Source organism: Nonomuraea antri (assembly GCF_013283785.1).
Classification (GTDB): domain Bacteria; phylum Actinomycetota; class Actinomycetes; order Streptosporangiales; family Streptosporangiaceae; genus Nonomuraea; species Nonomuraea antri.
Genome location: NZ_JABCPZ010000223.1, coordinates 1 through 17,662, shown reverse-complemented (window position 1 = coordinate 17,662; position 17,662 = coordinate 1). Strand labels below are relative to the sequence as shown.

At 67.9% G+C, this 17,662-nt stretch carries 23 protein-coding genes; 14 read left to right on the top strand and 9 right to left on the bottom strand.

Annotated features, from left to right (window positions below):
• The first annotated feature begins 372 nt into the window (after positions 1 to 372).
• Entirely contained in the window at positions 373 to 1,005 is a 633-nt protein-coding gene (locus HII36_RS44310) for a carbonic anhydrase (protein ID WP_173529366.1), read from the top strand.
• A gap of 156 nt (positions 1,006 to 1,161) precedes the next feature.
• On the top strand, positions 1,162 to 2,160 hold the full coding sequence (locus HII36_RS44305; RefSeq protein WP_173529365.1) for an L-threonylcarbamoyladenylate synthase: 999 nt from the start codon (positions 1,162 to 1,164) through the stop codon (positions 2,158 to 2,160).
• 37 nt (positions 2,161 to 2,197) lie between these two features.
• On the opposite strand, the gene HII36_RS44300 is transcribed toward HII36_RS44305, so the two are convergent.
• Positions 2,198 to 2,860 (bottom strand): HAD family hydrolase, encoded by a 663-nt coding sequence (locus HII36_RS44300; protein WP_173529364.1) that lies wholly within the window; start codon positions 2,858 to 2,860, stop codon positions 2,198 to 2,200.
• Positions 2,861 to 3,006: 146 nt separating this feature from the next.
• Positions 3,007 to 3,291 carry a hypothetical protein gene (locus HII36_RS44295; protein WP_173529363.1) on the bottom strand — a complete coding sequence of 95 codons (285 nt, stop codon included), beginning with the start codon at positions 3,289 to 3,291 and terminating at the stop codon, positions 3,007 to 3,009.
• 120 nt (positions 3,292 to 3,411) lie between these two features.
• Here HII36_RS44295 and HII36_RS44290 point away from each other — a divergent pair, with 120 nt between their 5' ends.
• Entirely contained in the window at positions 3,412 to 3,864 is a 453-nt protein-coding gene (locus HII36_RS44290) for a DJ-1/PfpI family protein (RefSeq protein ID WP_173529362.1), read from the top strand.
• Positions 3,865 to 3,895: 31 nt separating this feature from the next.
• Here the strand turns inward: HII36_RS44290 and HII36_RS44285 are convergent, their stop codons facing one another.
• Positions 3,896 to 5,137, bottom strand: coding sequence for an IS256 family transposase (locus tag HII36_RS44285; protein ID WP_173529361.1), 1,242 nt, complete (start codon positions 5,135 to 5,137; stop codon positions 3,896 to 3,898).
• A 108-nt stretch (positions 5,138 to 5,245) separates the two neighbouring features.
• Between HII36_RS44285 and HII36_RS44280 the strand changes: the two genes are divergently transcribed.
• A complete protein-coding gene (locus HII36_RS44280) occupies positions 5,246 to 5,533 on the top strand; it encodes a type 1 glutamine amidotransferase family protein (protein WP_173529360.1) in 288 nt (95 codons plus the stop codon).
• A gap of 94 nt (positions 5,534 to 5,627) precedes the next feature.
• Here the strand turns inward: HII36_RS44280 and HII36_RS44275 are convergent, their stop codons facing one another.
• Together HII36_RS44275 and HII36_RS44270 are read right to left on the bottom strand one after the other, a co-directional pair.
• On the bottom strand, positions 5,628 to 5,888 hold the full coding sequence (locus HII36_RS44275) for a hypothetical protein (RefSeq protein WP_173529359.1): 261 nt from the start codon (positions 5,886 to 5,888) through the stop codon (positions 5,628 to 5,630).
• Between the two features lie 585 nt (positions 5,889 to 6,473).
• Positions 6,474 to 7,520 carry an NAD-dependent epimerase/dehydratase family protein gene (locus HII36_RS44270; protein WP_173529358.1) on the bottom strand — a complete coding sequence of 349 codons (1,047 nt, stop codon included), beginning with the start codon at positions 7,518 to 7,520 and terminating at the stop codon, positions 6,474 to 6,476.
• A gap of 465 nt (positions 7,521 to 7,985) precedes the next feature.
• Here HII36_RS44270 and HII36_RS44265 point away from each other — a divergent pair, with 465 nt between their 5' ends.
• The 10 genes from HII36_RS44265 to HII36_RS44220 all read left to right on the top strand — a co-directional run bounded on the left by HII36_RS44265 (position 7,986) and on the right by HII36_RS44220 (position 15,220).
• Positions 7,986 to 8,798 (top strand): hypothetical protein, encoded by an 813-nt coding sequence (locus tag HII36_RS44265; RefSeq protein WP_173529357.1) that lies wholly within the window; start codon positions 7,986 to 7,988, stop codon positions 8,796 to 8,798.
• A gap of 314 nt (positions 8,799 to 9,112) precedes the next feature.
• A complete protein-coding gene (locus tag HII36_RS44260; protein WP_173529356.1) occupies positions 9,113 to 9,454 on the top strand; it encodes a hypothetical protein in 342 nt (113 codons plus the stop codon).
• 121 nt (positions 9,455 to 9,575) lie between these two features.
• Positions 9,576 to 9,863, top strand: coding sequence for a hypothetical protein (locus tag HII36_RS44255; RefSeq protein WP_173529355.1), 288 nt, complete (start codon positions 9,576 to 9,578; stop codon positions 9,861 to 9,863).
• The gene (locus HII36_RS44250) at positions 9,850 to 10,275 is read left to right on the top strand and encodes a hypothetical protein (protein ID WP_173529354.1); all 426 of its coding nucleotides are present in this window, start codon (positions 9,850 to 9,852) and stop codon (positions 10,273 to 10,275) included. Before HII36_RS44255 ends, HII36_RS44250 begins: the two co-directional genes overlap by 14 nt.
• Before the next feature lie 6 nt (positions 10,276 to 10,281).
• Positions 10,282 to 10,566 (top strand): hypothetical protein, encoded by a 285-nt coding sequence (locus tag HII36_RS44245; protein WP_173529353.1) that lies wholly within the window; start codon positions 10,282 to 10,284, stop codon positions 10,564 to 10,566.
• Between the two features lie 22 nt (positions 10,567 to 10,588).
• The gene (locus tag HII36_RS44240; protein WP_173529352.1) at positions 10,589 to 10,885 is read left to right on the top strand and encodes a hypothetical protein; all 297 of its coding nucleotides are present in this window, start codon (positions 10,589 to 10,591) and stop codon (positions 10,883 to 10,885) included.
• A 108-nt stretch (positions 10,886 to 10,993) separates the two neighbouring features.
• On the top strand, positions 10,994 to 12,046 hold the full coding sequence (locus HII36_RS44235; RefSeq protein WP_173529351.1) for a DUF4192 domain-containing protein: 1,053 nt from the start codon (positions 10,994 to 10,996) through the stop codon (positions 12,044 to 12,046).
• A 6-nt stretch (positions 12,047 to 12,052) separates the two neighbouring features.
• Positions 12,053 to 13,504, top strand: a complete 1,452-nt coding sequence (locus HII36_RS44230) for a YifB family Mg chelatase-like AAA ATPase (RefSeq protein ID WP_173529350.1) — start codon at positions 12,053 to 12,055, stop codon at positions 13,502 to 13,504.
• Positions 13,505 to 13,575: 71 nt separating this feature from the next.
• The gene (locus HII36_RS44225) at positions 13,576 to 14,613 is read left to right on the top strand and encodes a DUF932 domain-containing protein (protein ID WP_173529349.1); all 1,038 of its coding nucleotides are present in this window, start codon (positions 13,576 to 13,578) and stop codon (positions 14,611 to 14,613) included.
• Positions 14,614 to 14,719: 106 nt separating this feature from the next.
• Positions 14,720 to 15,220: a hypothetical protein gene (locus HII36_RS44220; protein ID WP_173529348.1), complete on the top strand. Its 501-nt coding sequence runs from the start codon at positions 14,720 to 14,722 to the stop codon at positions 15,218 to 15,220.
• 33 nt (positions 15,221 to 15,253) lie between these two features.
• On the opposite strand, the gene HII36_RS44215 is transcribed toward HII36_RS44220, so the two are convergent.
• The 4 genes from HII36_RS44215 to HII36_RS44200 form a co-directional block, all read right to left on the bottom strand.
• Complete coding sequence (locus HII36_RS44215) at positions 15,254 to 15,436, bottom strand: hypothetical protein (protein WP_173529347.1); 183 nt, start codon at positions 15,434 to 15,436, stop codon at positions 15,254 to 15,256.
• Between the two features lie 101 nt (positions 15,437 to 15,537).
• Positions 15,538 to 15,933, bottom strand: coding sequence for an NlpC/P60 family protein (locus tag HII36_RS44210; protein ID WP_236004575.1), 396 nt, complete (start codon positions 15,931 to 15,933; stop codon positions 15,538 to 15,540).
• Positions 15,934 to 16,039: 106 nt separating this feature from the next.
• The gene (locus HII36_RS44205; protein ID WP_173529345.1) at positions 16,040 to 16,732 is read right to left on the bottom strand and encodes a hypothetical protein; all 693 of its coding nucleotides are present in this window, start codon (positions 16,730 to 16,732) and stop codon (positions 16,040 to 16,042) included.
• Positions 16,717 to 17,610 carry a replication-relaxation family protein gene (locus HII36_RS44200; protein ID WP_173529344.1) on the bottom strand — a complete coding sequence of 298 codons (894 nt, stop codon included), beginning with the start codon at positions 17,608 to 17,610 and terminating at the stop codon, positions 16,717 to 16,719. Before HII36_RS44200 ends, HII36_RS44205 begins: the two co-directional genes overlap by 16 nt.
• Positions 17,611 to 17,662 lie beyond the last annotated feature (52 nt).

The window sequence follows — 17,662 nt, the reverse complement described above, 5'->3', positions numbered from 1 at the left end:
TCGCCGGCCAGCCCGCCCCCAACTCCGGCCCCGAGGAGCGCCCCCGCGCCGAAGGCCACAGGCTGGACCGCGGCCCGGACCAGCAGCGACACGACGGCTGACCGGGCCGTACGGCCCGACGCCGGCACCGCCCTGCACGGCCCGCACGGCGACCCACGTCCTGATCACGCTCGTCGAGGCGCCCGGCACGATCATGGGTGCGATGCTCGGCCTGCCCCTGCTCCAAACCCGTATGCCGGGGAGGCCGCTGACCATGGCCGTCATCGCCAAAGGCTTCCCGCGACGGGACCGACGCGACGACCGGCTGCCGGCCTGGCCGAAGACGGCCATCCGATGCGGAAGCCGCGGCCTGACACCCACTAGCCTGCGGTCATGACCGAGATGCGGACACTGACGCCCGATGACGCCTTGGCGATGCTGCTGGAGGGTAACCAGCGGTTCATCGCCGGTGCGCCGGAGCATCCCAACCAGGACGCTGCACGCCGCGCCGAGACCGTGCCTGCGCAGAGCCCGTTCGCGGTACTGTTCGGCTGCTCCGATTCGCGGCTGGCCGCCGAGATCATCTTCGACCGGGGGCTGGGTGACCTGTTCGTGGTCCGCACGGCCGGGCACGTGGCCGGCACCGAGGTGCTGGGCAGCATCGAGTACGGGGTGAGCGTGCTTGGCTGCCCGCTGGTCGTGGTCCTGGGTCATGACTCGTGCGGCGCCATCGCCGCGGCCTGTGCCGCCGCCGACGGTGGCAGCACCCCGGCCGGGTTCGTCCGTGACGTCGTCGAGCGGGTGATGCCGAGCGTGCTGGCCGCCCGCGCCGCCGGACACGATCAGGGCGAGCAGATCCTGCACGAACACATCCGGCACAGCGTCGAGCTGCTGCTGGAGCGCTCTCGCGTGCTGGCCGAGCGGGTGGCCGACGGCCGCGTGGCGGTGGTGGGCCTGTCGTATCGGCTGGCCGACGGCAGCGCCCGGCTGGTCGCCGCGCATGGCCTGAGCGGAGCCGCCGGCTAAATACGATGGAACCCCGCACCCGGGCAGCCTGCCTTGCCGTGGTAGCGGCCCCGAACCGCCCGCCGGGCAGGACCACGGCTCTGCCCGCGGCCGGGGGCGCCGGTTCGCCATCGTGCGCCGAAGGTGCGGCAGGCGACGACGGAAGGGTTTGCGAGGGTGACGGCAAGACCTGGTGACACCGACAGGGCGGCCATCGACAGGGCGGCGGGGGTGCTGCGCGGTGGAGGCCTGGTGGCCTTCCCGACCGAGACCGTCTACGGCCTGGGCGCCAACGCCGCCGACGGCGCCGCCGTCGCCCGCGTCTTCCAGGCCAAGGGGCGCCCGCCCACCCATCCGCTGATCGTGCACCTCGGCGACGCGCAGCAACTGGGCGACTGGGCCGAGGACGTGCCCGCTACCGCGCGGCTGCTGGCCGAACGCTTCTGGCCGGGGCCGCTGACACTGGTGCTGCGGCGCGGCCGCCAGGTACCGCTGGAGACGACCGGCGGCCTGGAGACGGTGGCCGTGCGCGTGCCGGCCCATCCAGTCGCGCTCGCGCTGCTGGCGGCCTTCGGCGGCGGCATCGCGGCCCCCTCGGCCAACCGCTTCGGCTCGGTCAGCCCGACCACCGCCGCGCACGTACGCGCCGAGCTCGGTGACGCCGTGGACGTCGTACTGGACGGCGGCCCGTGCCAGGTGGGCGTCGAGTCGACCATCATCGACGCCACGGGCGAGACTCTGAGCATCCTGCGGCCCGGCGGGGTGACGCGTGAAGACCTCGAAGCGGCGCTGGGGCGCCCACTCGCGGTCCCCGCGGCGAGCCCGATCCGGGTGCCCGGACAGCATCCCTCGCACTACGCCCCCCGAGCCCGGGTCGTCCTGGTCGAGCCCGAGCAGGTCGTCGCCGAGGCGGAGCTCGCGCAGGGACTGGGGCATCAGGTGGGCGTCCTGCTTCCTCCCGCACTCACCGACGCCCCGGTCAAGGCGCACGCCGTGGTGGCGCTGCCCGCGTCGACGGCCGCCTACGCGCGCGAGCTGTACGGATTCTTGCGCGAGCTCGACCAGCGAGGCTGCGACCTCATCGTCGCGTCCCTGCCGCCGGAACAGGGGCTGGGAGCCGCGATCGCCAACCGGCTGCGCCGCGCCGCAGGACCCCGGCCGGCCGCAGGACCTTGACCCGCCGCACGGGTGTCCCCCCGGGGCGCGTGCGGGATCACGGCCGGTGCAGCGCCGCTTCCAGGCTCGCCACGGCGCCGACCAGGTCGGGGAAGGTGTCGATGAACGCGTCGACCCGATGGTCGGCGAAGTCGTGAGCTTGGCGGATGCCGCTTTGCATGCAGGCGATGAAGGGCAGACCGGCGCCGTTGGCCGCTTGCGCGTCGCCAGGGGAGTCACCCACGTACACGCATTCGTCCGGCCGTAGCCCGGTATCGGCGAGCAGCACGTCAAAAGCGCGGGGGTCCGGTTTGCGGAAAAGCGTGTTTCCCGCGTGATAGGCCGCGGTGAGCCGACCCGCGAGCGCGTGTTCCGGGGCGAGGAGATGCTCCATCTCCTCTTCGGTACGCGAGGTCAGCAGCATGAGGCGACGTCCCTCCGCCAGCAGGACGTCGAGCGCCGCGAGGTTCTCCTCCGCGATGACGTCCAGCCGACCGGCGCGGACGTAGTCGCGAAGCACGAGCCGGTAGGCGGCCGTGAAGGCCGCCGGATCCAGACCGGGGGAGCGCTCACGCATGGCATCGAGCAAGGGCATGCCCCAGGTCGACAGATGGACGGCCCGCGACATCGGCCGGCGGCCGAGCCGGCTCAGCACCTCGTTCTCCAGCTCGAAACACACCGCCTCGGTGAGGCATAGCGTGTCATCCACGTCGATCACCACAGCACCGATCACAACAGCCAAAAGTAACGTAGCGGTCGTTGAAGACGTCGAGGCAAAGCCCTCATCCACCGGTCATCAAAGTCACCAGCTGCTCGCCGGAGGTCAACCCGCCGCTGGCTCGGTGAGCCGGGCTTCTAGATCAGCGATCATCTGCGCCAGCAGCTGGTGTTCTCCGTCCGGACCACCTGCGGGCCGACCTTGTCGAGGCTGGCGACCTTCGTGAGGCACTCATCGGCGATCTGGGCCATCCGGGCGAACTCGGTGCGGCTGATCGAGTGGGAGTTGGTGGCCTCGAAGGTGGTGGCGCGGTGCATGTCCTTGACCGAGGTCATCGCAGCGCGGGCGGCGGATACGTCCTGGCCGAACAGGCGTGGGCCGAGAAGCCCGCCGATGCCGATCGGCGCGCCCTTTCGGCCCTGTTCTGGACCCATCTGAACCTTATCTGGACACGTTGCAGATTCGTTATCATCAAGCCCAAGGCTGAGACGCTCTCATGTAACGCTCGACCGACTGGTATTCGTGTTCTTGCAGTTCAGAAAGGAGATCATCAGGTGTCACAAGGTCTCGTCATCCTGACGTCCCACGGGCACCTGGGATCGACAGGGCAGGCAACGGGCGTGGGGTTGCAGACGTTCGCGTCGCCGTACTACGCGCTGAAGCAGGCTGGCGTCGAAGTTGTCGTCGCATCCCCGCTTGGTGGCGACCCGCCGGTCGATCCCTTGAGCTTCGGCGAGGGCGTCGAGACGGTGGCCTTGCGGAGGTTGAACGAGGATGCCGACGCGCGAGCGCTACTGCGTGCATCGCTGGCCTTGCGGCAGGTGGCAACGACTGACTACGACGGCCTCTTCTTCGTAGGTGGCCATGGCGGGATGTGGGACTTCCCCGACGACCCCGTGATCGGTGGTCTCATCGCCGCGGCGCTGAACGCGGGCAAGCCTGTCGCCGCGGTGTGCCACGGTGTTGCCGCATTGTGCGGGGGTCACGTCCACAGACGTGGTGTATGAATCGATCTTCGCGTGATCCTGTTTCTGCAGGTTAAGCGGTAAGTGTCTGCGGGAGCGGGTTCTGGGCTGGTGTGTCGCCGGGCACGACTCGGATGCGGGCCTTGGCCAGGATGTCCAGCCCCATGTAGCGGCGGGCCTCGACCCATTCGTCGGTCTGCTCGGCCAGCACGGCGCCGACCAGCCGGATGATCGAGAGCCGGTCGGGGAAGATGCCGACCACGTCAGTGCGGCGGCGGATCTCCTTGTTCAGCCGTTCCTGCGGATTGTTGGACCAGATCTGCGGCCAGATCTCCCGCGGGAAGGCGGCGAAGGCGATCAGGTCCTCGCGGGCGAGCTCCAGATGCTCGGCGGCGGCCGGGTGCTTGGCCTCCAAGGTTTGCACCACCCAGGCGTGCTGAGCGCGCACCGAAGCGGCCTCAGGCTGGTCGAAGATGGTGCGCACCAGGGTGGCCACGAACGGCTGCGCGGACTTGTTCACGCACGTCAGCAGGTTGCGCAGGTAGTGGCTGCGGCACCGCTGCCAGGACGCGCCGGCCAGGGTCGCGCCGATCGCGGCCACCAGCCCGGCGTGGCAGTCGGAGATGACCAGTTGCACCCCGGACAAGCCCCGCGCCACCAGATTGCGCAGGAACGCCAGCCAGCCGGCGCCGTCCTCGGCCGAGGTGACCTCCAGGCCGAGGATCTCGCGCCGGCCGTCGGCGTTCACGCCGGTGGCGACCAGGACGTGCACGTTGATGATCCGCCCGCCCTCGCGCACCTTCTGGGTCAGGGCGTCCAGCCAGACGAAGGTGTACGGGCCGGCGTCCAACGCCCGGGTACGGAACGCTTCGACCTGGACGTCCAGCGTCTTGGCCATCTGCGATACCTGGCTTTTGGAGATGTGCTTGATGCCGAGCTGCTCGATCAGCTTGTCCACGCGGCGGGTCGACACCCCGAGCAGATAGGACGTGGCGACGACGCTGATCAGCGCCTGCTCGGCCCGCCGCCGCCGCTCCAGCAGCCAGTGCGGGAAGTACGAGCCCGACCTGAGCTTCGGGATGGCCAGCTCGATCGATCCTGCGCGGGTGTCCCACTCGCGGGTGCGGTAACCGTTGCGCCGGTTGGTCCGCTCCTCGCTACGCTCGCCGTATCCGGCCCCGCACAAGCTGTCGGCCTCGGCCGACATCAACGTCTCGGCCATGGTCTTCACCATGGATCGCAACAAGTCGGGGTCACCGGTCTGGATCTGCTGTGCCAGCCACTGCTCAGGCGTCACACTGTTGTCCGCGGCCATCACGTGCCTCCTTCGATCTTGGTTTGCGCTTTCGAAGGATCACGCGATGGCCGTCACCATTTCACGACGCCACGCCTGTTGACCAGGTCAAACTCGTACACCACTCCCGTGGACGCAACCTTGTGCGGGGTCGATCCGGTGAGCGGCCGGCCACTTGTCGAGGGTCGGAAGGTGACGGCACTGACGAACCGGGAGGAGGCCGCACTCGAACGCGACGCTCTCGTACCGTTCTTGTTGCAGGACCGACTCGAGGAATTGGGTGCTGAGTTCGAGGAGGCGGCCGAATTCACCTCCCACGTTGTGGTTCACGGCTCTTTGATCACCGGGCAGAACATGCGGTCGGCCGACGAAGCTTCGCGCGCCTTCCTGACCGCGCTGGCCTCGCGGTGCGCATAGGACCCAGGTTGCACCGACCACAGCCAAGATATGGTCGAGTCTGATGGTCGGAGGGAGTGGGGGCTGCGTTGTCGCGGCGTCGAGCGATACTTGGTCAGTACCCCTCGGAGTCGTCGTTCTGGATAGGTTCGTCCAGTTCGGTGAGTAGTTCGCAGATGCGGCCGGAAATGGCGGTGTGGCGTTCAGCTTCGCGGGGCCAGCCGCGTTCGATGGCGTCCTGGATGAGTTGCTGTTCGCGGACCAGCCGATCCCGTAGTCGTGGGGCGTACTCGCTGGTGGTGAAGAACTTCGAGCAGCGCAGGTAGAGGCCGCATTCACACGGCCCCTCGGCCGGGCTGCGCAGGCAGTGGCCCAATTCGAGCTCAGTTTAAAGAAATTGGTCTTCAGCCAGTCCAGGGTGTCCTGGTTGAACCGGTTGGCCAGCAGGGCCTCGGCGGCCGGGCCTGCCAGATGGCCGCCGACCGCAATCACTTTCTCGTACTGCTCCTTGAGCATGGGGGTCGCTGATGTGGGAGTAGGTCGCCGACATCGTCGCGCTGTGGTGGCCGAGGATCGCCATGATGGTCTGGATCTGCGCGCCGCCCTCGGCGAGCTGGGTGCCGACTGTGTCGGAAGCGGTGGGCGGACACAGTGGGCCGGCCCTGTCCGTCGAGCAGCCCGGCGGCGTGGCAGGCGATCTCCAGTGGTTCGTCGAACAGGTAGCGCTTGCCCATCGGCTGGCCTCCCGCACCTGCTCGATGGAGGCATTGGGAGCCTTGGCGAACACGCTGACCGGCGCATACCGAGCACGGCCTCGCCGGATGGGCGGGCGTTGCAGGCAACTTCGATCTAACCCTCGGCGAGGGTCCTGTCAATGTCCGTCCGCGCCTGTGATCTCAGGCCTGGTTACGCGCAGGTCGCAAGGAATCCCGCTTAGCAGCCTCGAACGCAGCGAACTCCGCTATGCCCCTGGCCGCTCGAGAGTGCGAGTCACTGACTGTTTCGATTCCACCAGGAGTTGTCGTTCCTTCTCAGGGCTCAGGCCATGTTGATCCTGCCGGGCATTTGCAGGTGGGCCACCTTCTTTCAGCATCCATTCCCAGGTATCGTGCACCGTCTTTTGCAGGCGGCGGCAGCGCAGTCCCGCATCGTGCGCTCGGGTCGCATCGACGCGCCACGTGCCGGGGTGCGTACGCCACAGAGGAAGTTCCGTCCATTGGCGAACGCCGTGCCGAAGCAGGAATTCGTCCTTTACCCAGGCGAGCTCACAGCTGACGCCGACAGCGGCGGCGCAGGCGGACAACATGGCGGCGAAAGTCGTGCGGCCTTGTGGAGCGACGGTGTTGAAGACCCCGGTGGTAGTGGTCGCCAGGCAGTGTAAGGCGAAGGTCGCAAGATCGCGTATGTCGATGGGTTGAATCGGCCTGTCGGGTGGTCCGGGGGCGAGGATCTCTCCGCCGCGGTTGATGCGGTTGAGCCACCAGGTGAGCCGCCCGACGTTCTCCTGTGGGCCGAGGATCACACCGGGCCGCAGGATGGTCACCGCGCCGTCGAAGCCCTGCAGCACCGCTTGCTCGCAGCCGGCCTTGTAGCTGCCGTACTGGGCGGCTGACCAGGTTGCCTCTTCTTCTGCGGTGTCTTCGATCGCTGTGTCACAGTCGTACGTTGTGGAGCTTTCCGATACGGCTTCCTCGGGCCAGCCCGGGTAGACGGAGATTGTCGAGAGGAACAGGTAGGCTCCGGCCTGGCCCGCGAGGGATCGGGCCGCCTGTCCCACGACAGCAGGGACGTAGCCACTGGTGTCGATGACCCAGTCCCATTCTCGGCCGGTCACCAGTCGGCCGAGGTCGTTTATGTTTTCCCGGTCTCCTCGGATTGCCTCGGCACCTGGGACGTCGCTCCCAGTAAGGCCCCGGTTCAAGGTCGTCACGCGGTGGCCTGCGGTGATGGCCTGCTCCACCATCACGCGTCCGACGAACCGCGTTCCGCCCAACACCAGAATCCGCATGGCCGCACTCCTTCGAGCCGCCGAATGGGGCGTTGTCAGATCACGGGTATCCCCGCGAGCCGCCACCGCTACCCCTGCCGATGGGGTTCCGGATACCCCTCCGAACGCCCCGCATCTTAAGCGGGAGGGGTGTGGGACTTGCGAGGTGCAGGTCAGAGCCGCTTGCATCCTGCCGATGGCCACCCCGACTCGTGAGCAATGGGGGTCCCATTAGTAGAGGCGGTGAATGAAGGTGACAGCATCCCTTTCTCTATCCGCCATTAAATCAAATTAGAAGTCAATTCCCTCCGACGGTCATTCCTATTGTCGCCTTAAGCTTTTCTTGTCCGGTTGGCTTGCCTTCAATTCTTGCACTTAAGGCGGTCGACTGATATTGCTTCAAATTGGGCCGCTATTCATTTAAAATGGAGGTGAGCAAGAACAGGAGCGCACAAAGGTGCGTTTCGCGGGAGATCGGAGAAAGACATGTCGAACCCCAGCCTCGGCAAGTACGTCCCGGCGAACCTGCCCGGCGGGAACCTCACCCCGGAAGACATGGCGCGCGTGACGTCCGACGACTGGCAGGACATCCGCAAGCTGGCGCGCGGCTACTGCCGCACCGTCGACTCAACGCGGTCCCGTAAGCGCATGGACGGGAGCGCGACCGTGGTCAAGAACGGGTACCCCGTCTATGGCACGGATGACGTGTCCGACGACGTCACGCAGGACGCCGTTCTCCTGTTCGCACAGCGCCTGCGCAACGTCCTCGACCGATACGCGCACGCTCCCGAGAGCAAGCCGGGCAACGAAGCATGGATCTACGTACGCCGCGACGGCGAAGAGATGACCATCACGCGGACCACGCTGCACAGGTGGGCGGTACGGGATGCCGCCGCCAGGAACGGCTATCGGGTGGACGTTCCGCCCGAGCAGATCGACGGCACCCCGGGCGTTCAGCTCATGCGGGGGCTGCCTCATGCGGAGAACGTCACGCGTGCGGCGGTGGCGTTCGGGATCGCGCAGCACAGTTCAGAGATCTTCCGCACCGCGTTCGGAGACGGCAGCGACTTCCCGACGCTCCGCAGGGCGATGAGCGTGGCGGCCACCGCTGACGACCTGGGACGGGCGGGCATCCTGGCCAACGTCGCACAGGACTGCCACGGCGGCACGTACGGCTCGCGACGCAACGTGATCCGCGTCCGTGACGCGGGACGCGCTGAATGGCGGGAGCTCTCGGAGCGCTTGGAGGACGCCAAAGACGCCATGGTCTATCAGGCGACCCAGGTAGCCGGCGACTGAGCCCCCGAATCCAAAGGCCCTCAGGATCAACCTGAGGGCCTTTTCTGTGCCATTCAATAATGGCACAGAAATCTTGAACTCTACGGACGGTCGGCGGGGCTCGCCACCCGTATTTAAGTGAGAGCGAAATCCGAGCGTCACAACAAAGAATCATGAAACATCCGGACGCTTGAGTGCTTCGCTCCACCGTATTTAAGTGAGGGACCGAACGGCGCGAGTTGTTCGCCTACCGGCTTCCATGTGCGACACCTGACACGCCTCTTGTTCGTGGCCTGGACACAAGGTCCGGCCATGGTCGCACAAGGAGTTTCCGCATGGACATCAGCCAGGCGCTGGTATGCCTGCTCAAGTCCGAGTTGCACCGCAAGGACTTTCCCACGGGTTTCAAAGGATTCTTCGCCACGGGGGAAGTCACGGCGAACGGCGTCCGGTATCAGGTACAGGCTCAGGCCGTGCTGGCCGGGTCCAAGAGCGATCCGACCGCGACGGTGGAGGCCACGACCGACGACATGGCCGCCGCGCTCGCTGATCTGGTGATCGGCGATCTGGGTCCGCGCACGTTCAACGGCGGTAATACCGGCTACCGGGCCGCCGCCAGAGTGGCGGCCCACGGGCAGTACTACCAGGTCAGCGTGCTGGCGGTCCGGCTGCGCTGACCCCCTCACCGGTTCCGGGATGTCGCGTGTCTCCCGGCACCCGTCCCTGTTGAGCTCCGTCCGGGCGGTACGGCAGGCCCGCCCGGACGGTCCTTCGCCATGCCCGAAAGGAGAACTCCCGATGGAGGACACCCCTGCCATCAGCCTGGTCGTCCTGGTGCTGTGCCCGGCTCTGGCGCCCGTGGCGCACCGGGCCGACTGCACGTTCCGGCACCTGTTCCTACCACCCCGGCCAGGCATGCCCGGCGACTGGAGCGGCGCGGTCACCGATCTTGACCAGATCCGCCAAGGCTTCCCCGGCGTGCTGTTCCACGCCTGCCTGCTGAGCGAGCTACGCCACGGCACGGACAACCCCGTGCCCACGACCAACCCCAAACCGCGAGGAGCACACCCCTATGGCCGTACTTGACGGCATCGCCCTGCCCCCACGCTGGCACATCACCTCCCGCCTGGTGGCCGGATGGCCCATCGACGATCAGCATCTGCTCGAACTGTGGCCGTACGGCCGCACCGACGACGCGCGGTTCCGCTGGTTCTACCGGCTCTCACGCCGTAACCGGACCATCTTCACCGGCACCGACATCACCTCACCCGCCCGCGCCCTGCTGACGACAGACGCGCTGATCAGCGCCGCCCTGGCGGTGCTGAACGTGCTCACGCTGCAGCCCGGCGACACCGATGCGGAGCACTTCGCCGCCGACACCCGCACCCAGGCCGATTGGCGGGAGCGCTTCGCCGAACCGCTGTCGCTGTACGCCCTGGAGGACGTGTGCGGCTACTGCGGCGCCGATCACCCCTCCCCCAGTTGCGGAAAGGAGTGACGGACCATGTCCGGAATGTCCCGCCGTCAGGTGGTGGCCCGCCTCGTCCAGCACGCCGCCTTCCAATACGGGGCGCTGTCGGCCGTCTGCTACGCCCCGCAGGAGACCGGGCGCATGCCCGGCGAGTGGGCCGAACGCTACCGCGCCGACGCCGACCGAACGGTGTACATGGTCCGGTCCTACGCCACCCCGATCGCCTGGGTACGCGACGACGGCCACGTCGTGATCCCCGACCACAACTACTCGGCCACCACCACCCGCCACCAGCGGCTGTGCCGCGCCTGGCTCTAGATCGATCAGAAAGGAACCGACCATGGCGGTCTACGGCCTGTGGTTCGGCGGATCCGGTTACAGCCCCTCCGACGACGCCGACCTGGAGGAGTTCACCTCCATCCGCCACGCGCGTAGCGCGCTGATCGAGCGCTACCGCTACCGCTACTGGCAGCGCTCCCGCTTCGCCTACGTCCACCGCGACGCGGCCGAACTGCTCACGCCTTGCGTCGGCGAGGACTGCTCGATCCTCCTGTACAGCTCACCCGGCAGTCTCGACTGCCCTGAGCGGCGGCTCAGTCTCGGGCCGCGTGGCGGCGTCCGCAGCGAACGCTGCTAATCCCGCCGCACCCTCCCCCAAGCTTCGCGCCGCCCCGGTCCACACCCGTGGTCCGGGGCGGCGCACTGTCCCCCGCCCTGTCCCCATCTCACCTGGAGCTGACCCGTCATGACCGACAACACCGTGCGCCTGTCCGCACCCGCCGACCTCATCGCGATCGTGCCCTACATCCTGGGCTTCCACCCGGCCCTGAGCCTGGTCATCCTCGCCTTCAACGGCAGCGCGCTGGCCACCGGCCTGCGCTATGACCTGCCCGCCACCCAGGACGAGGCCGGCGAGATCATCACCGGCAGCCTGGACATCCTGCGACGCGACCAGATCGCCGGCATCTGCCTGGTCGGCTACGGTCCGGGCAACCTGGTGACCCCGCTCATGGACGGCCTGTGCCAGGCGAGCGCCACCACCGCTATCGAGATCACCGAGATGTTGCGGTGCGAGGACGGCCGCTACTGGTCTTACACGTGCACGATGCCGGACTGCTGCCCGCCCGAGGGGACGCCCTATGACGTCACCACCAGCCAGGCCGCTGTCACGGCGGTCATGGCCGGGCTGAGCACGCTGCCCGATCGCGCCAGCTTCGCCGACCAGCTCGCGCCCGTCGAAGGACCCGACCGTGAGGCCGTGCGCGCGGCGACCGCCGCCGCCAGGGAACGCGCCGAGAACCTCCTGATCGACCAGGCGTCCGCCCGCTACTGGTACGAGGAGGGCCGCGCCCGCGTTCACGACGCGTTCGCCCGCAGCGCCGCAGATCAGCCTCTCTCGCCTGAGGAGGTGGCTTGGTTGGGGGTGTTGCTCACCTCCGTCTGCGTCCGTGACGCCGCCTGGACCATGATCGGCACCTACACCGAGCAGGCCCACATCAAACTGTGGACCGAAGTCATGCGCCGCGTCGAACCCGCTTACCTGCCCGCCCCGGCGTCCCTGTTGGCCTTCGCGGCCTATCATGGCGGCGCCGGAACCCTGGCCCGTATCGCCGTAGACCGGGCGCTGGCGGTCAATCCCCGCTACAGCATGGCTCACCTCATCGACTGCTCTCTCAGCCACGGCATTCCGACAGAGGCGATCCGTGGCATGCGCATAGGTGGTCAGGCCGGGGAGATCGACGCCCAGGTAGACCGGGAGCCGCGTGCGGCTCTGCCCGTCCTGCCCGGACAGGAGTGAGCAACCATGGCCTTCGCCGCCGCCACCTCCGCCGTCGTAATCGGCCTGCTCGGGCACGTCGTCCGCGTCGAAGCCGACCTGTCCCCCGGCCCGCCCGGCTTCGACCTGACCGGCCTGCCCGAGACCGCCACCGCGACCACGCGCGACCGTGTCCGCGCCGCGATCATCAACAGCGGCTTCACCTGGCCCGATGGGCGCATCACGGTCACCGCCCTGCCGCTGAACACGCCCAAGTACGGCACCACCCTGGACGTCGCGATCGCGGTGGCCATCCTGGCCGCCGACGGCCACCTCCCCGTCCACCGCTTGGAGGGAACGGCCTTGCTCGGCGAGCTCGGCCTGGACGGGGCGATCCGGCCCGTCCGAGGGATGGCCTGCGCCCTCCATACGCTGGCCGCCTCCGGCGTCCGGTCCGTGGCCATCCCGCCCGCCGACACCGGCCACCATCACCAGTGCACGCTCATCCCGGCCGCCACCCTGGCCGACCTGGTCGAGCGGCTCCGAAGTGACCAGCCCGCCCCGGCCTGTGCGACAGCGGAACCGCCCCCGCCGGACCTGGCCGACGTGCGAGGCAACAGCATCGCGCGCCACGCACTGGAAGTCACCGCCGCCGGAGGGCACCACCTGTTCCTGCTGGGTAACGGACCGGCCACCATGCTGGCCGAACGCCTGCCCGGCATCCTGCCACCCCTCGACCGGCAAACCCTCAGCCGGGTCAACGAGATCCACGCGCTGACCGGCACCCGCAGAACGGGCCGACGGCCGCCCCTGTGCGCACCCCACCACACCAACACCGCCGCCGCGATCTTCGGGCGTCACGCCGTCAACGACGTCCTTCGCCCCGGCGCCGTCTCCCTGGCCCACGGCGGCGTCCTGTTCCTGGACGAGGCCCCCGAATACCCGCGCTCGATCCTGGACGGCCTGCGCCTGCCCCTGGAAACCGGCGAGATCATCCTCGCCGGCTGGACAGGCATCGCACGCTTGCCCGCCCGCTTCCAACTCCTGCTCGCCGCAGACCCCTGCCCCTGCGTCGGCACCTGCCGCTGCACCCCACTGCACCGTCAGCGCTACCTCCACCGGCTCGCGGCGCTGCGAGAACACATCGACATCACCGCCAAGACCGAACCGATCCAAGGCAAGAGCGGTGACGGCGAATCGAGCGCCGTCGTAGCCGAACGGGTGGCCAAGGCCCGTGCCCGAGCGGCCCACCGCCTCACCGGAACACCCTGGCGAACCAACGCCGAGGTACCCGGACCGGAGATCCGCACCTTCTACCCGCCGGATTCCGCCGCCCTCGATCTGATCGACGAACGGATCCAGTGCGGCGTACTCACCTCGACCACGGCGACGCGCGTCCTGCGCGTGGCCTGGACATTGGCCGACCTCCGCGCCGCCCACCGACCCACCAGAGATGACGCCCTGACCGCTCTGCAGCTGTGGCAGGGCGACCAGGCCTGACCCCCACATCCGCGCCCCGGGGTCCGATTTCGGCCCCCGGGGCGCTCGCGCATGTCAAGAGAGGAATCCCCATGTCCCGCGAAACCCTGGCCTGGCTCAACAAGAACACCCTGATCGGCTTCACCGCCAAGCGCGGCACCGCCTGGCACTACCGGGCCAGCCAGCAGGGAGATGAGCCCAACCACTACCCTGGCCCGATCCCCATCGCAGACGTCAAGCGTCGCCTGTTCCACTGGGAACCCGTCGAAGGCTCCATCGAGACCACCTACCTGACCGAGGACGGCGTCACCCGCCTCATCGACCCCACCCGCAAGGCGATCATCCGCCCCGACACCGGCCACATCCTCGGCGTCTTCAAGCAGGGCTTCCGCATCCACGAATACAAGCGCTGGCTCGTGGGGCACATCGAGACGATCCTGGACGACGACCTGTCCATAGGATCCGCCGGCCTGCTCAGGGACGGCGCGGTGGCCTGGGTCCAGATAGAGGTTCCCGAGACCTGCACCACGCCCGAGGGCGTCGCCTTCCGGCCTTTCCTGTCGGCAGCCACCTCGCTCGACGGCTCGCTCTCCTCGACCTACCAGACCGGCGCCCAGCTCATCAGATGCGACAACACCCTCTCGGCAGCCCTGGCCGAACGGAACGCCAAGCAGGTCAAGATCAAGCACTCCCGCAACTCACTCGCCCGCATCGCCGAGGTCCGCGACGCCCTGGGCATCATCCACCAGGTGGCCGACGACTTCGCCGCCGAGGTAAGGCACCTGTGCCAGGTCGACGTGTCGCCCGGGCAGTGGACTGCCTTCCTTGACCGGCACGTCCCCGTGCCGAGCGAACGCGGACGCCGCCGCACCCTGGCGGAGACCAAGCGCGCCGCTCTGTCCCGGTTGTGGAATGACGACGAACGCGTCACCCCCTGGCAGGGCACGGCCTTCGGCGTCGTCCAGGCCGTGAACACCTACACCCACCACGAGCAGAGCGTCCGAGGTGCCGTTCGGGTCGAACGGAACATGCACCGCATGGTCACCGGTGGCGTGGACGATCTCGACCTGGCCACCGTGCAGACCTTGGAGAAGGTACTCAACCGACCCGTCCTCGGCGCGGTCGCCTGAATCGGGGTACGGCTCCCGCAGATTCTTGTGCGGGAGCCGTACATCCGGCCGGATTGCGAAACAATCGCCTCGTGTCGATGCGGTGCGGCGAGGAGAGCGAGCGCGAATGAACGACGAGTCAGCGGCTCTGCTCTTCGACGTGGTCGGCCGGCTGGAACAGAGCATCGTCGCCCGTAACTGCCCGGCGATCGTCGCCTTGGTCGGTGATCGCAAACTGGTGCTGAGCGACTACGACTACCTGCGTGACGACGAGACCGCGGCGGCCTTCGAGTCCAGGGCCGCGGCCAAGGCGAAGGAGATCGGCGCCCGGCGATGGGTGTTCGCCGTACCGCAGGTCTGGGTGTTCACCCCACCGAGCACGATCATGACCAGGGCCGTGTCGAATCATCCGCTTCGAGAAGGTGAGCAGGAAGCGATCAGCTGGATGAGCTTCAACGCCACGGACGGAGTCGACTACGGCAGGGTGGCATACGCTCGCCGACCGAACGGTGAGCCGGTGTTCGAGGATGCTGAGATCTTCACGGTCGGTATCACGCCGACGCAGGTTGTTCCTGGATACCGGCTATTGCAGGCGCTTCTGGATGACGATGATGCGCCTTTGCTGTAGGGCCTTCTTCGGGGCGTGGGCAGCGGCCATCTGTCAACGCGAATAGTCGCCACAGATCGCGCTGAACACGATGCCCTTGATGATCTCCGCAGGCAGTTCGACCTTCAGGTCGATCTTCTCTTCCACCGGCGGCAGCCCGGCGGCTTCGCGCTCCCTGATGCGGTGCTCCTTCTCGATCTGCCGGTTGAAGGTCTTGCACATGAACTCGATACTCATCGCGCACTCCCTTCAGATGCCGAGGGCCAGCCCGTAGAACTGGCCCTCGGCGACCCATCTCTAACTAGTCCGAGCAAGAACAGGTAGGAGATTGGGTACCTCTAGCGTACGTGTCCGTGGCCTGACGGTGCAGGGTTGGGCCGGATTGCTCCTGCCCATCCGGGGCGATCGATGGGATCGATCCGGACGACGGCTCCCGTGTACGGGGCGTTGATCATGTGGGTGTTGCTGATTGCCAGGCCAACGTGATCCGGGCCGGCCTGGGAGGCGTCGGTTTCGTAGAAGACAAGGTCACCGGCTCGGGTCTTGTCCCTGGCGACCGGAGTGCCTGCCTTCACCTGCTCGTACGTGGTAGTGCCGATGCGCAAGCCGGCTTGGGCCCAGGCGTATTCGGTGAGCCCGGAGCAGTCGAAGCCCTTGGTGCCGGCGCCACGTCCGATGCCGCAGCTCGGGCCGGTGGGGCCGCCGCCTCCCCAGGAGTAGGGGATGCCACGCATACGGAGGGCGGCGTGCACGGCCTTGCTCGCGTTAGCGGTGATCTTGCCGAGCTTGGTCGTGAGCTCTTCGCACAGTTGCCGGATGATCGACTCGGCCTCCTGCTTGTCAGACGGCAGGCTCTTTTTTGATCCCGGAGATCAGGTCGGCGCGAGGTGGATTCAGAGACGCGGCCAGGTGGATGTCCTGCTTGAGCTTTGCCGATAGGCGCGCGTCCGCCTTCTTGACAGTCGACGCGGCGCCGAGAGCCGACACGATGGTTCCCGCTCGCTGCTCATGCTTGGCGTACGCGTCGGGCGAGGCGGAGCGCTGGATGGACTGAGCGACGGCCGTGAGGGGCTTGTCGCGCCAGCCGTTGATCTTCTTCAGGCGGGAGAAGAACGCCCTGGCCGCATATCGGGGATCGGTGACCTGCTTCTTGGTGCCCCACCCGTGGGCCGGGTGCTGCTGGAAGAGCCCGAACGCCTGGCCGTGGTCGCCGATCACGGTGTTCTTGAGGTCGGATTCCTGCAGCGCGGTGGCGATGCCGATGATGGCGGCCCGCTGTGGGAGCCCCATCTTCTTGGCGGTGTCGAGGATGACCTTGGCGTTCGCCGTCTGAGAGGCGGAGAGGTTCACGCCTTTGGAAGCGGCTTGCGGAGTAGAGGGGCCGGCGTAGGCGCAGATCGTCCCGCCTGCGTTGACGGTGCCCGCGGATACGGCGAGTTGGGCACCACCGGACATGCCGGCCAGCATGGCGACCCCACCGGCGAGACCTCCGCAGGCGGCGAGGATCTTGGCGAGACCTAGCTCGGCGAGCATGTTCCCTCTTCCTCCTGCGGGACGTCGGTGGCGGGCTGGTGGCTGGGGCCGATGTCCGGCCAGGTCTGGGCGAGGGCACCCAGTCGCCGACGCGGGGCGGGCGAGTCGGTGGGCAGCCAGAGACCTCCAGCGAGGCCACCGTCGGGGGAACCGGCCAGGGACGAACGGCAGGCGGTGGCCACGGGCACGAACATGTGCGCCGGTTGCTGGAGCAGGCGCTCTCGCAGGTTGGCCTCGCGCCGTTCGGTGGCCACCAGGAAGAGGACCGGGGTGACGATGCCGGTCGCCTCGGTGAGCCGGGCGTAGTCGTCGAGCTTGGCGGCGACGCGACCGAGAGGTTCGGTGCCAGTGTCGTACTCGAGGAAGAAGTCGAGCATGCCGTCGTCGTCCGACCAGCGGCCGTAGGCGTCAGGGCGGGCGGTGTCGCCCCAGACCTTGGTGCAACGGTGTTCCGGCCACCAGGCGGTGAGCTGGCCTGAGGGGCCGCGGCGGGCGGCGTGGATGAGCGAGGTGGCGACGCCGTTGACGCCGACTGTGTGGGCCAGGCGGGAGCTGTAGGCGATGGCGAGAACGCGGTCGCGTCGGTATCCGAGCTGGCCGGGCTCGATGCCGTCTTCGGCGGCCAGGACGGTGGCGCCGTTCGGGCCGAGGACGTAGTGGAACGGGGCGGTGCCGGCGCCGACCGGCAGGTTCGGCTGGAAGCGCTCCAGGGCTCCGATCTGGGCCAGGGTGAGCAGGCGCTTCCTGGCTGCGTCACTGGAGTCGAAGTACGCCTCGGCGATCTGGTGGGAGGTGAGGACACGGAAGTCCCAGATGGCGCGCAGCAGGCTGCGGTCTCTGCTGGTGAGCCTGGCTGCGAGGGTGTGGGGCTGGATCATGATGGATTCCTTTCGTTGGACGCGCCCAGACGGGGGTCGTCCGGGCGGGGAC

What these genes read in the sequence shown, in the direction of transcription:
- HII36_RS44310 (WP_173529366.1), top strand. Translation starts at nt 373, where the DNA reads ATGACCGAGATGCGGACACTGACGCCCGATGACGCCTTGGCGATGCTG.
- HII36_RS44295 (WP_173529363.1), bottom strand. Translation starts at nt 3,291, where the DNA reads ATGGGTCCAGAACAGGGCCGAAAGGGCGCGCCGATCGGCATCGGCGGG.
- HII36_RS44285 (WP_173529361.1), bottom strand. Translation starts at nt 5,137, where the DNA reads ATGGCCGCGGACAACAGTGTGACGCCTGAGCAGTGGCTGGCACAGCAG.
- HII36_RS44270 (WP_173529358.1), bottom strand. Translation starts at nt 7,520, where the DNA reads ATGCGGATTCTGGTGTTGGGCGGAACGCGGTTCGTCGGACGCGTGATG.
- HII36_RS44265 (WP_173529357.1), top strand. Translation starts at nt 7,986, where the DNA reads ATGTCGAACCCCAGCCTCGGCAAGTACGTCCCGGCGAACCTGCCCGGC.
- HII36_RS44260 (WP_173529356.1), top strand. Translation starts at nt 9,113, where the DNA reads ATGGACATCAGCCAGGCGCTGGTATGCCTGCTCAAGTCCGAGTTGCAC.
- HII36_RS44255 (WP_173529355.1), top strand. Translation starts at nt 9,576, where the DNA reads ATGGAGGACACCCCTGCCATCAGCCTGGTCGTCCTGGTGCTGTGCCCG.
- HII36_RS44250 (WP_173529354.1), top strand. Translation starts at nt 9,850, where the DNA reads ATGGCCGTACTTGACGGCATCGCCCTGCCCCCACGCTGGCACATCACC.
- HII36_RS44245 (WP_173529353.1), top strand. Translation starts at nt 10,282, where the DNA reads ATGTCCGGAATGTCCCGCCGTCAGGTGGTGGCCCGCCTCGTCCAGCAC.
- HII36_RS44240 (WP_173529352.1), top strand. Translation starts at nt 10,589, where the DNA reads ATGGCGGTCTACGGCCTGTGGTTCGGCGGATCCGGTTACAGCCCCTCC.
- HII36_RS44235 (WP_173529351.1), top strand. Translation starts at nt 10,994, where the DNA reads ATGACCGACAACACCGTGCGCCTGTCCGCACCCGCCGACCTCATCGCG.
- HII36_RS44230 (WP_173529350.1), top strand. Translation starts at nt 12,053, where the DNA reads ATGGCCTTCGCCGCCGCCACCTCCGCCGTCGTAATCGGCCTGCTCGGG.
- HII36_RS44225 (WP_173529349.1), top strand. Translation starts at nt 13,576, where the DNA reads ATGTCCCGCGAAACCCTGGCCTGGCTCAACAAGAACACCCTGATCGGC.
- HII36_RS44220 (WP_173529348.1), top strand. Translation starts at nt 14,720, where the DNA reads ATGAACGACGAGTCAGCGGCTCTGCTCTTCGACGTGGTCGGCCGGCTG.
- HII36_RS44215 (WP_173529347.1), bottom strand. Translation starts at nt 15,436, where the DNA reads ATGAGTATCGAGTTCATGTGCAAGACCTTCAACCGGCAGATCGAGAAG.
- HII36_RS44210 (WP_236004575.1), bottom strand. Translation starts at nt 15,933, where the DNA reads ATGCGTGGCATCCCCTACTCCTGGGGAGGCGGCGGCCCCACCGGCCCG.
- HII36_RS44205 (WP_173529345.1), bottom strand. Translation starts at nt 16,732, where the DNA reads ATGCTCGCCGAGCTAGGTCTCGCCAAGATCCTCGCCGCCTGCGGAGGT.
- HII36_RS44200 (WP_173529344.1), bottom strand. Translation starts at nt 17,610, where the DNA reads ATGATCCAGCCCCACACCCTCGCAGCCAGGCTCACCAGCAGAGACCGC.